This window comes from Natronomonas marina (assembly GCF_024298905.1).
GTDB classification, from domain to species: domain Archaea; phylum Halobacteriota; class Halobacteria; order Halobacteriales; family Haloarculaceae; genus Natronomonas; species Natronomonas marina.
The window spans coordinates 1,738,925-1,748,892 of sequence record NZ_CP101154.1 but is presented as its reverse complement, the minus strand read 5'-3'; the positions used below and the strand labels follow the sequence as shown (position 1 = coordinate 1,748,892).

General features: G+C 70.0%; 13 protein-coding genes. 7 read left to right on the top strand and 6 right to left on the bottom strand.

The genetic code is table 11. The annotated features are described in order from the left end of the window. Positions 1–218 precede the first annotated feature (218 nt). Genes NLF94_RS09460 through NLF94_RS09445 form a run of 4 tightly spaced genes read left to right on the top strand, consistent with a single transcriptional unit; the run spans position 219 to position 2,480 of the window. On the top strand, positions 219–611 hold the full coding sequence (locus NLF94_RS09460; RefSeq protein WP_254841221.1) for a DUF5820 family protein: 393 nt from the start codon (positions 219–221) through the stop codon (positions 609–611). Between the two features lie 41 nt (positions 612–652). Then, positions 653–1,099, top strand: coding sequence for a UPF0179 family protein (locus tag NLF94_RS09455; protein WP_254841220.1), 447 nt, complete (start codon positions 653–655; stop codon positions 1,097–1,099). Between the two features lies 1 nt (position 1,100). Next, positions 1,101–1,667: a cupin domain-containing protein gene (locus tag NLF94_RS09450; protein WP_254841219.1), complete on the top strand. Its 567-nt coding sequence runs from the start codon at positions 1,101–1,103 to the stop codon at positions 1,665–1,667. Between the two features lie 39 nt (positions 1,668–1,706). After that, positions 1,707–2,480, top strand: a complete 774-nt coding sequence (locus NLF94_RS09445; protein WP_254841218.1) for an SDR family NAD(P)-dependent oxidoreductase — start codon at positions 1,707–1,709, stop codon at positions 2,478–2,480. Here NLF94_RS09445 and NLF94_RS09440 read toward each other — a convergent pair. From NLF94_RS09440 to NLF94_RS20780, 3 genes are all read right to left on the bottom strand, one after another. Next, on the bottom strand, positions 2,477–3,328 hold the full coding sequence (locus tag NLF94_RS09440) for a M14 family metallopeptidase (RefSeq protein ID WP_254841217.1): 852 nt from the start codon (positions 3,326–3,328) through the stop codon (positions 2,477–2,479). The two genes, NLF94_RS09445 and NLF94_RS09440, sit on opposite strands and share 4 nt — an antisense overlap. A gap of 98 nt (positions 3,329–3,426) precedes the next feature. Further along, a complete protein-coding gene (locus NLF94_RS09435; protein WP_254841216.1) occupies positions 3,427–4,011 on the bottom strand; it encodes a peroxidase-related enzyme in 585 nt (194 codons plus the stop codon). Between the two features lie 44 nt (positions 4,012–4,055). Further along, complete coding sequence (locus NLF94_RS20780; protein ID WP_256558734.1) at positions 4,056–4,181, bottom strand: hypothetical protein; 126 nt, start codon at positions 4,179–4,181, stop codon at positions 4,056–4,058. A 58-nt stretch (positions 4,182–4,239) separates the two neighbouring features. On the opposite strand from NLF94_RS20780, the gene NLF94_RS09430 reads away from it, so the two are divergent. Both NLF94_RS09430 and NLF94_RS09425 read left to right on the top strand, forming a co-directional pair. Beyond that, the gene (locus NLF94_RS09430) at positions 4,240–4,722 is read left to right on the top strand and encodes a metal-dependent hydrolase (protein WP_254841215.1); all 483 of its coding nucleotides are present in this window, start codon (positions 4,240–4,242) and stop codon (positions 4,720–4,722) included. A gap of 100 nt (positions 4,723–4,822) precedes the next feature. Beyond that, complete coding sequence (locus NLF94_RS09425) at positions 4,823–6,496, top strand: class I adenylate-forming enzyme family protein (RefSeq protein WP_254841214.1); 1,674 nt, start codon at positions 4,823–4,825, stop codon at positions 6,494–6,496. Between the two features lie 59 nt (positions 6,497–6,555). Here NLF94_RS09425 and NLF94_RS09420 read toward each other — a convergent pair whose 3' ends face one another. Genes NLF94_RS09420 through NLF94_RS09410 form a run of 3 tightly spaced genes read right to left on the bottom strand, consistent with a single transcriptional unit; the run spans position 6,556 to position 9,149 of the window. Next, complete coding sequence (locus NLF94_RS09420) at positions 6,556–7,374, bottom strand: nucleoside phosphorylase (protein ID WP_254841213.1); 819 nt, start codon at positions 7,372–7,374, stop codon at positions 6,556–6,558. Then, on the bottom strand, positions 7,371–7,760 hold the full coding sequence (gene cdd / locus NLF94_RS09415) for a cytidine deaminase (protein ID WP_254841212.1): 390 nt from the start codon (positions 7,758–7,760) through the stop codon (positions 7,371–7,373). Before cdd ends, NLF94_RS09420 begins: the two co-directional genes overlap by 4 nt. Before the next feature lie 30 nt (positions 7,761–7,790). Then, positions 7,791–9,149, bottom strand: coding sequence for a phosphohexomutase domain-containing protein (locus tag NLF94_RS09410; RefSeq protein WP_254841211.1), 1,359 nt, complete (start codon positions 9,147–9,149; stop codon positions 7,791–7,793). 119 nt (positions 9,150–9,268) lie between these two features. Here NLF94_RS09410 and NLF94_RS09405 point away from each other — a divergent pair, with 119 nt between their 5' ends. Continuing rightward, on the top strand, positions 9,269–9,967 hold the full coding sequence (locus NLF94_RS09405; RefSeq protein ID WP_254841210.1) for a hypothetical protein: 699 nt from the start codon (positions 9,269–9,271) through the stop codon (positions 9,965–9,967). Position 9,968: the final 1 nt, after the last annotated feature.

The window sequence follows — 9,968 nt, the reverse complement described above, 5'->3', positions numbered from 1 at the left end:
ACGTTCGCGCGGCGACGCCACCACCGATACTATGATATAGGTTTGTGCCACGATAACATAAGCCTTTACGCCAATAGTCAACGAATAACAATATCCGTTCTCCCGAGAAACGCGTCCTTGCGCCGGGAACCACCGGCCAATCGCGCCGCTATCCGGGCGAACGTTGCCCCCTATTTATAAACCGGGATACTGATACGACGGGCGCCCCTATCGCCGGTATGATCGACGAGGCCGCTCTCGGGGACGGCTGGCGGGTCTGGAACGCCGAGGACGACCGTGTAATCCTCGCCTTCCGGCCGGACGTGTTCGACGGCTCCGAGTTCCCCGCTCCCTGCATGCCGACGCTGTACGTCACCCGGGGGCGGCGCAACCGGCGTCCGGAGGGCAACCGCAACCTCCCGCCGGACGCGCCCTGGATGGTGACGCTGTACCTCGAACCCGAGGTGAACCGCGACCCCGACGCCTACGACGGCCTCCCGGCTGCTGTCGAGGCCGCCGAGGCGCTGACGCGCCGCTTTTCGGCCGGCGACGTGGACTACCGGGAGCTCTATCAGGTCCCCCGCGAGGAGTACCTGGACGAACTCGACGCGCTGACCGGCCGCGGCGAGTGACTGCCGACGCCCTTAACACAGCGCCCCCGAAAGGGACGGCCATGCCGACGGTCACGCTCATCGGGGAGCGCCTCGCGGAGGTTGGCACGGAGTTCGTCTACGGCGGCGAGTCGACCGCCTGCGAGGGCTGTCCCTACCGCGAGCAGTGTCTCAACCTCACGGAAGGGCGCCGCTACCGCGTGACCGGCGTCCGCGAGTCGGGGACGCTGGAGTGTGCCGTCCACGACACCGGCGTCACGGCCGTCGAGGTCGAACCCGCGCCCGTCCTGGCGAACGTCCCCAGCAACGTCGCCTACGCCGGTAGCAAGGCCGAACTGGCCGGGCCCTGTCCGTACACCGAGTGCCCGAGCCACGAGTTCTGCGAACCCGCCGGTGCGGACTTCGACGAGGAGTACCAGATAACGGAGGTGGTCGGCGAACCGCCACACGACTACTGTATGCTCGACCGCGAGTTGACGCTCGTGGAGTTCGCCGCCGACGCGGAGTGAGATGGAGCTCTCACAGCCCGACGACGACATCGTCGTCGCACCGAGGAGCGGCAAGCGCGTCCGCTTCCGCGAGCGGCCCGAGGACCCGGACGCTGACCCGCTCCGGTTCGAGATGTGGCTCGACGCCGACGGGCACGGGCCGATGGAGCACGTCCACCCCGAACAGGACGAGTGGCTCGAGGTCGTCGAGGGCCGCCTCGGCGTCTCGGTGGCCGGCGACCGCCGGACGCTCGGCCCCGACGAGGCCGTCACCATCCCCGCGGGCGTCCGCCACCGCTTCTGGAACGCCGGCGACGAACCGCTCCACCTGGAGGGCGGCGTCGACCCTGGCCTCCGGACCGAGGCGTTCATGCGAATCACCTACGGGCTGCCCCGGGACGGCGCGCCCGCAACCCCGTCCGGGATGCCGCTGAACCCCCTCCTGCTTTCGGTCCTGCTGGCGGAGTACGACGACATGCTCTATCTCGCGCACGTCCCGGTTGCCCTCCAGCGGCTCGGAATCCGGCTCGTGGCGCCGCTCGGCCGACTCGCCGGCTACGAGAACGAGTACCCCGAGTACCTGGGGTAGGGCAGAACGGTTTTGCGTCGCCCGGACGAGCGGCCCGTCGTGCTATCGGACACCACGGCGTTCGTCACGGGCGCAAGCGGCGGCATCGGGCGCGAGATAGCCGAGACCTTCGCCGACTACGGCGCGAACGTCACAATCGCCGCCCGCAGCGACGACATCTACGAGACGGCCGACCGAATCGGCGACGAAGACCGCACGCTGCCCGTCGAGACCGATGTCACCGACGAGGACAGCGTCGAGGCGGCCATCGCCGAGACCGCAGCGACCTTCGACGGTCTCGACTGCGTCGTCAACAACGCCGGCATCGCCGGCCCGGTCCAGCCGTTCGACCGCGTCGACCGCGAGGACTTCATGGAGACGCAGGCCGTCAACGTCGCCGGCCCGCTGTCCTGCGTGAAGTACGCCGCCCCGCACCTCCGGGACAGCGACCGCGGCAGCGTCGTCAACATCGCTTCCCTCGGCGGCAAGCGGCCCTACCCGAACCGGACGCCGTACGCCGCCTCGAAGATGGGGCTCGTCGGCCTGACGCGGACGCTGGCCTACGAACTCGGCCGCGACGACGTGACGGTCAACGCCGTCCTCCCCGGCCCCGTCGAGGGCGACCGCATCCAAGAGGTCGTCGAAAAGCAGGCCGAACTCGCGGCCGTCGAGAACGCCGACCCCGCCAGCATCGGCCCGGACGACTTCGCGCTGAACGAGTTCACCGTCCCGCCGGAGGACGTCGCCGAACAGGTCGCCTACCTGGCGGGGCCGCACGGCCGCAAGACGACAGCCCAGGAGATCGGCGTCGACGCCGGCGGGACCTGGTACTAGCGGTTCCGACCGTCGGCTTTCGCCGAACGCTCTTCGCCGGTCGGCGCGGTCACGTCGTCGCCGTCCAGTCGCCCCACGAGGTCGCCGGCGTAGCCGAACGTCGACTCGTAGCCGTAGGCCGACAGCAGGATGGGGTAGAACGGCCGGTCGGCGCGGAGTTGCTTGCCGTCCGCGGCGGCGAAGACCGCCCCCTCCGCGACGCGCTCGAAGTTCTCGACGAACACCTCGTACTCCTCGGCGGGCTCTTTCGGAATCCGCTTGTCGAGGCTGAACACCGAAAGCGGGTGGTGTCGCGGCGGCTCCGCGTCGCCGGCCAGCACGCCGGTCGCCACCAGGAACTCCCTGACGAGCGACTTGGCGTTCTCGGCGGCGGCGGCCGACCGCTGGAGGCCACACTCGAGTTCGATTACGTCCGGCGTGGCGATGAGCCGGCCCTGGCTGAACTGGCCGGTCTCGACGACGGCCTCGACGGAGAGATACGGACAGATGGAGCGGGCGTGACCGTCCATCTCGTCGACCAGGGCGAACGGGGCGGCGTACGACCGGGTCGAGTGCAGCGAGAGGATTTCACAGCCCCGGATTTCGTTGAGCAACTCGTGGGCCAGTCGCCCTTCGTGGGTGTCGGCGTCGGGACTGCCGGGGAACGCCCGGTTGAGGTCCTCCTCGACGTAGCGGACACCGGCCTCGAGGGCCGCCTCGTTGGCGACGATGAGCTTCACCGGCCGCTCGACGGCCGGGTCGGCGTCGACGAGCGCCTCGACGGCCGCCGACCCGCACGGCTCGTCGCCGTGTATCGCACCGACGACTGCCACCTCCGGCTCCCCGTCTCCCAGCGTCTCGACGCGCATCTACTCCGACGTATCCGCCCCGGGCGTATGAAACACGCGCTTTCGGCCGCCCGTCCCGGGTGTCGACCGGCGGGCGCCGAAGGCACCCGACGGGCCAGCTACTCCCCGTCGGAGCCACCGCGGCCAATCGTGTAGAACTCGCCGTTCGGCCGCATGTCCGCGACGGTGGCCATCCGGTTCGAGAGGTTGAACACGGCGACGACGCTCGTGATGTCCCATATCTCCTCGGTCGAGAAGCCGGCCTCCCGCAGCGCCGCCACCTCCGCATCGCCGACGCGCCCTGGTTCGTCGGTCAGTTTGACGGCGAAGTCCAGCATCGTCCGGTGGGCGTCCGAGAGGTCGGCGCTGCGGTGGTTCGTCGCTAGCTGGTCGGCCAGTTTCGGCGCCTGCGCGAAGATGCGCAGCAGTGCGCCGTGGGCGACGACGCAGTACAGGCAGTCGTTGATGCCGGAGACGGTGACGACGAGCATCTCGACCTCCTCGCGTTCGAGGGTCGTGTCCTCGGTCAGTGCGTCGTGGTAGTCGAAGAACGCCCGGAAGTGGCTGGGCTTGTAGGCGAAAGCGTCGAAGACGTTCGGCGTGAAGCCGGCCTCCTCGGTCTCGGTCTCGATGCGCTCGCGGACGTCGTCGGGCAGTTCCTCCCGGTCGGGGACGGGGAACCGCCCCATCGCTTCCTCGCTCATACCACTCCGTCGGCCGGCACCGGCATAACTCGTTTCCCTCGCCGCTACGGGGCGCGGTAGTCCTCGTCGCCGCGAAGCCGGCTCAGGAGCAACACCAGCCCGTAGCCGAGGACCCCGAGGAGAAAGAGGACCGCCGGGATGAGGAACGGGCCGAAGACGTCGACGAGCATACGGCCGCTTGGGGCGCCGTATATACAGGTTCTTCCCTCTCGCCGCGAACGGGCGTGTATGTACAAGACCGGCCACTACGGCGCGGCCCTGCTGGTGTACGCGCCGGTCGGCTACCTGCTGCTGTCGGTCGACCCCGCCGTGGCCCTCCTCGTCGGAGCGGGGTCGGTCGCGCTCTCTCGGCTCCCGGACTACGACCTTCGGGTGCCGTTCCTCGAACACCGGGGCGTCACCCACACGCTACTGTTCCTCGGCGTCGTCGCGGCGGCACTGGGCGGTCTCGGATACGTCGCCGCCGGCGGGTTCGGCGTCGATCCGACCCGTGCAGCCGCCCTGGGAGTCGTCGTCGCCTGCGTCGCCGTCGGTTCTCACCTGCTCGCGGACGCGCTGACGCCCGCCGGCGTGCCGCTCCTGTGGCCGCTGTCCGGCGACAGCTACTCGGTGAACGTGGCGACGGCCTCGAACCCGCTGGCGAACTACGGCCTCCTCGTCGTGGGGGTCGGCGCCTGTCTCGCGGTCGGATACGTCGCGGGGACCGTGTAGTCCGGTCGCCGATTCGATAAACCGTCTCGAACTCGCCAACAGTGCCGGATTTGGACGGGCGAATCTTTAATATCCGTCCACCGGAGTGACATATGTTACTATGGAGTACTACAACGGCGAACCGCTCCGTCACATGGGGGACCTGCCGTCGATGGGTGCCCACCGCTACGGCGACAAGACCGCGATCACGTTCATGGGCCAGGAGACCTCCTACGAGGAACTGGAGGCGAGAGCCAGCAGCGTCGCCAACGTCTTCGTCGACAACGGCGTCGAGGCGGGCGACCGGGTCGGTCTCTACATCCCCAACACCGACCAGTTCCCGGAGGCGTACTTCGGCGCCCACAAGGCAGGCGCCATCCCGGTCCCGCTGAACCTCCGGATGGACCCCAACACGCTGGAGTTCGTCCTGCAGGACGGCGACGTCGACCACATGGTCGGGTCGCCGCTTCTCGCCGGCGGGATGGACACCGAGGAGGGCCGCATCATCGGTCCGACCGAACTGGCCGAGCGAGCGGGCGTCTCGAACGTCTACGTCTCCGGCGTCAGCGACGACGGCGTCGTCAACTACTCGCAGGCGACCGCCGAGGCCGACGACACCTTCGAGACCGTCGACCGCGCGTTCGACGACGTCGCCTGCCAGCCCTACACCTCCGGCACGACGGGCAAGCCGAAGGGCGTCCTCCTGACCCACGAGAACCTGCTGTCGACCATCGAGGCCTACGAGAAGGGCGGCCTGCCCATCGACCCCGACGACAGCATCGTCCTCGTGTTGCCGCTGTTCCACATCTACGCGCTGAACGCCATCCAGGGCACCTACCTCTACAACGGGTCGACGATGCACATGATCCCGCGGCCGGATCCCGAGATGATACTGCAGACCATCTCGACGAACGAGGTGACGAACTTCGCCGGGGTGCCCGCCCTCTACAACATGATGTGGCAGACCTACCGGCAGGATCCCGACGCCTACGACATGGACTCGCTGACGGACGTCATCTGTGCGGCGGCGCCGCTGGCCGACGACACACGCCGGACCATCGAGGAGGCGTGGGGCGTCCCGATGACCGAGGGCTGGGGCATGACCGAGACCGGACCGGCAGGCTGTGTCGAACCCGCCCGCGGCGTCCGGAAGTCCGCCGGCTGTATCGGTCCCGCGCTGCGGAACGTCGAACTCAAACTCGTCGACCCCGACACCCGCGAGACGCGCGTCGCCGCCGCCGACCTCGAACCGCACCCCGACGACGACATCGACTTCTCCGACGACGAGCAGGTCACCGGCGAAATCGCCATCAACGGCCCCACGGTGTTCGAGGGCTACTACAACCGCCCCGAGAAGAACGAGGCCGTCTTCGACGACGAGGGCTGGTTCTACACCGAGGACATCGCACGCGTCGACGAGGACGGCTACTTCTGGATGGTCGACCGCGCCGACGACATGATAATCGCCGGCGGCGAGAACATCTACCCCGCAGAGGTCGAGGACGCCCTCTACGAGCACCCCGACGTCGCGGAGGCCGCCGTCGTCGGCGCGCCCCACGAAATCAAGGGCGAGGCCCCCGTCGCCTACGTCGTCTTAGAGGAGGGCGCCGAGGTCACCGAGGAGGAACTCCGGGAGTTCTCGCTGGACCACGTCGCCACCTACGCCCACCCCCGCCGGGTGTTCTTCCTGGACGAACTCCCGCGGAGCGCGACCCAGAAGGTCCAGCGGTTCAAACTCGAGGAGGACGTCGAGAAGCGCCTCGACGGGTCGCTCGGGTCCAGCGAGGAGCTGTAAAGCGGTCGGTCCGCGCTCCCATGGTGGTTTTCCGTTCGGCGAACTGACGACTCGGGCCCTTACAGCGACAGGTCGGCCGTCCACCGCTCCACGCCTGCCTCCTCCTTGCGGCGATCCATCCGCGCCAGTATCGCGGCTGCCAGCGATGCCGTCTCGGCAGCCTTCGCCTCCCCCTCGGTGCGGAACTCGCCGGTGACCCGGTTGGCGTAGACGGTACAGACCGCGCCCGCCCGCAGGCCGTACAGACTCGCCAGCGTCAGGATGGCGCTGGCCTCCATCTCGAAGTTGACGACGCCGGCCTCCTGCAGTTCCGCGATGCGTTCCTCGGCGCCGGCCGCCCGGAACCCCTCGAAGCCGTCGCGGGACTGGCCCGCGTAGAAGGAGTCCGTCGAGCAGGTGACGCCGAGGTGGTAGTCGTGGCCGAGGCGCTCGGCGGCGGTCACCAGCGCCGTCACCACCTCGTCGTCGGCCGCGGCCGGGTAGTCCTCGCGGACGTACTCGTCGCTGGTGCCCTTCTGACGGACCGCGGCGGTCGTGATGACGAGGTCGCCGACGGCGGCCTCCTCCTGGATGGCGCCACAGGAGCCGACCCGGAGGAAGGTCCCGGCGCCGACGCGGGCCAGTTCCTCGACGGCGATGGCGGTCGAGGGCGACCCGATGCCCGTCGAGGTGACGGCGAGCGGTTCGCCGTCGTAGGTGCCGGCGAGCGTTCGGTACTCGCGGTGACGGGCCCGCTCCTCGAACTCGTCCCAGCAGTCGGCGATGACCTCGACGCGGTCGGGGTCGCCGGGCAGGAGTACCGGCCCCTCGACGTCGCCCTCGGACAGTTCGACGTGGTACTGCACCTCGTCGTTCGGGTCCTCGCTGTCGCCCGTCATTGCAGATGCTCCATCGAGATGGTCTCGGGGATGAGTTCGCCGAGCGTGTAGACGGCCGGGGGATCGCCCTCGCAGACGACCCGGAGGTCCGCCTCGCAGAACTCCACCAGCGACTGCCGGCACATCCCGCAGGGGGTGACGCCGTCGCGCTTCTCGGAACTGACGGCGATGCGTGAAAACGAGCGGTGGCCGGCCTCGACGGCCTTCGACAGCGCCAGTTCCTCGGCGTGGACGCTGTTGGAGTAGTTGGCGTTCTCGACGTTGCAGCCGGTGAAGACGGTGCCGTCGGCCGTCTCCAGGGCGGCGCCCACCCGGTACTCCGAGTAGGGTGCGTACGAGCGGTCGACGGCTGCCCTGGCCCGGTCGAGTAGCTCGGTGTCGTCCATGTCGGTCCCTCGTCCGGGACTCGCAAATACCTACTCCCCGGCGTCGGCGACGGCGCCCTCGACGACCGCGACCACCTCGCGGGTCAGGGCGTCGACGTCGTCGCTCTCGGCGTAGACGCGGACGTAGGGTTCGGTCCCGCTCGGCCGGACCAGCGTCCAGGCGCCGTCCTCGAACGTCAGCCGGACGCCGTACTCGGTGTCGACGTCGGCGTCGGGGAACGCCTCCGGGAGCCGACGTTCGAGGAGACCCATGGCCCGCTCCTTTCGGCCGTCGGGGCAGTCGACGCTCTCCTTCCGGTAGGGCCGTTCGGCGACGGGGGCCCGGAGGTCGTCGAGGCCATCGCGGGCGACGAGGGCGGCGAGGACGGCGGCGCTCGTGACGCCGTCGATCCACGGCCCGAAGGCGGTGTGGACGTGCTTCCAGGGCTCACCGGCGAAGACGACCGTGGTGTCGTCACCGCCGGCCGACACGGCGGCGTCGATGCCCTCGTGGAGCGCGCCGAGACGGACCCGCTCGACGCGGCCGCCCGCAGCCTCGACGCGGTCGTCGATGCGTCCCGAGGCGTTCGGCGTCGTGACGACCACGGGGTCGGCGGCGTCGCTCGTCCGGACGTAGAACGACCCGAGTATCGCCAGCACCGTGTCCTCGTGGACCACCTCGCCGTCGCCGTCGACCACGACGGTGCGGTCGGCGTCGCCGTCGTGGCCGATGCCGAGTTCGCAGTCGCCGTCGGCCACGAACGAGCGGAGGTTCGCGAGGGTCTCCGGCGTCGGCTTGGACGGCCGGGCCGGAAAGTGGCCGTCGACGTTGGCTTCCAGGGCGAGCACGTCGGCACCGAGTTCGCGGAGCACCTGCGGCGTCGCCAGTCCCCCGACGCCGTTGCCACAGTCGACGGCGACGTCGACGCCGGCGCAGTCGCCGACCCGGTCGCGGGCGTAGTCGGCGACGGCCGCCCGGTAGTCGTCGAGTATCGCCTCGCGGGTCGCCGAGCCCCAGCGGTCCCACGCGAGGGGGTCGGCCCCCGTCTCGACGCGGCCGGCGAGGGCTCGCTCGGTCTCGCGGTCGTACTCCGTGCCGTCGACGAACAGTTTCAGGCCGTTGTCGGCCGGCGGGTTGTGACTCGCCGTCACCATGATTCCCCGTCGGCCGCGGGACGCGAAGGCCAGCGCCGGCGTCGGTACCTGCCCGACGCGAACCACGTCGGCGCCGCCGCTCTCCAGGCCCGCCTCGACGGCGGCGGCCAGCGCCGGGCCGGTCTCGCGGCCGTCGCGGCCGACGACGAACTCCTCGCCGTCCGCCGCGGCGGCACGCCCGACCGCAAGCGCGAAGGAGGGCGTCACCTCGCTTTCGGCGTCGCCGCGGATGCCCGCGGTCCCGAACAGCTCCATGTGCGACCCTGTGCTGCGCGTGTACTTCAAACGGGTCGGTCCCGGAGACCGCGGTTCGCTGCCCGGGACCGGTGGCAGCGACGGGGCATCTTTAACCCGGGCCGCGACGACGGGCCGGTATGCCGGCCAAAGGGACGGGAGTCGGGGGTTTCAACAAGATTGACGATTTCGACGGCGGCGTCGGCTGGCTCGCCCACCCCGCGGAGACGATGGAGCGGGCGAGTCACGCGCTGGTCGAGGACGGCGATGTCTGGCTCGTCGACCCTGTCGACGCCGACGGCCTGGACGACCGCCTCGCCGAGATGGGGAGCGTCCGGGGCGTGGTCGTCCTCTATCACTACCACCGCCGGGACGCGAGTACCATCGCCGCCCGCCACGACGTGCCGGTGCTGTTGCCGGCGGGAATGACGGCGCTGTCGGACGACGACGTGGCCGCGCCCGTCAGGCGCTTCGAGGGTCGACTGGCGGAGACGGCCTACTACCTCAAGCGGGTGACGGTCTCCCGGTTCTGGCAGGAGTGGGCGCTCTTCGACGGCGAGACGCTGGTCGTCGGGGAATCGGTCGGGACCGCCGACTACTTCCTGGCGCCGGGCGAGCGCCTCGGCGTGTCGCTCGTCCGTCGTGCCGTACCCCCGGGGGCGACGCTGGGCGACCTCGACCCCCAGCGAATCCTCTGTGGCCACGGCGTGGGCGTCTTCGCCGACGCCGCCGGGGAACTCCGGCGCGCCATCGACGAGGCCCGCTGGACGGCCCCCCGGATGTACGCGCGGTACGCGCCGACGCTCGTGGGGAACCTGCTCGCCGCGACGATGCGGTGAG

What these genes read in the sequence shown, in the direction of transcription:
- NLF94_RS09460 (WP_254841221.1), top strand. Translation starts at nt 219, where the DNA reads ATGATCGACGAGGCCGCTCTCGGGGACGGCTGGCGGGTCTGGAACGCC.
- NLF94_RS09455 (WP_254841220.1), top strand. Translation starts at nt 653, where the DNA reads ATGCCGACGGTCACGCTCATCGGGGAGCGCCTCGCGGAGGTTGGCACG.
- NLF94_RS09450 (WP_254841219.1), top strand. Translation starts at nt 1,101, where the DNA reads ATGGAGCTCTCACAGCCCGACGACGACATCGTCGTCGCACCGAGGAGC.
- NLF94_RS09440 (WP_254841217.1), bottom strand. Translation starts at nt 3,328, where the DNA reads ATGCGCGTCGAGACGCTGGGAGACGGGGAGCCGGAGGTGGCAGTCGTC.
- NLF94_RS09435 (WP_254841216.1), bottom strand. Translation starts at nt 4,011, where the DNA reads ATGAGCGAGGAAGCGATGGGGCGGTTCCCCGTCCCCGACCGGGAGGAA.
- NLF94_RS20780 (WP_256558734.1), bottom strand. Translation starts at nt 4,181, where the DNA reads ATGCTCGTCGACGTCTTCGGCCCGTTCCTCATCCCGGCGGTCCTCTTT.
- NLF94_RS09430 (WP_254841215.1), top strand. Translation starts at nt 4,240, where the DNA reads ATGTACAAGACCGGCCACTACGGCGCGGCCCTGCTGGTGTACGCGCCG.
- NLF94_RS09425 (WP_254841214.1), top strand. Translation starts at nt 4,823, where the DNA reads ATGGAGTACTACAACGGCGAACCGCTCCGTCACATGGGGGACCTGCCG.
- NLF94_RS09420 (WP_254841213.1), bottom strand. Translation starts at nt 7,374, where the DNA reads ATGACGGGCGACAGCGAGGACCCGAACGACGAGGTGCAGTACCACGTC.
- cdd (WP_254841212.1), bottom strand. Translation starts at nt 7,760, where the DNA reads ATGGACGACACCGAGCTACTCGACCGGGCCAGGGCAGCCGTCGACCGC.
- NLF94_RS09410 (WP_254841211.1), bottom strand. Translation starts at nt 9,149, where the DNA reads ATGGAGCTGTTCGGGACCGCGGGCATCCGCGGCGACGCCGAAAGCGAG.
- NLF94_RS09405 (WP_254841210.1), top strand. Translation starts at nt 9,269, where the DNA reads ATGCCGGCCAAAGGGACGGGAGTCGGGGGTTTCAACAAGATTGACGAT.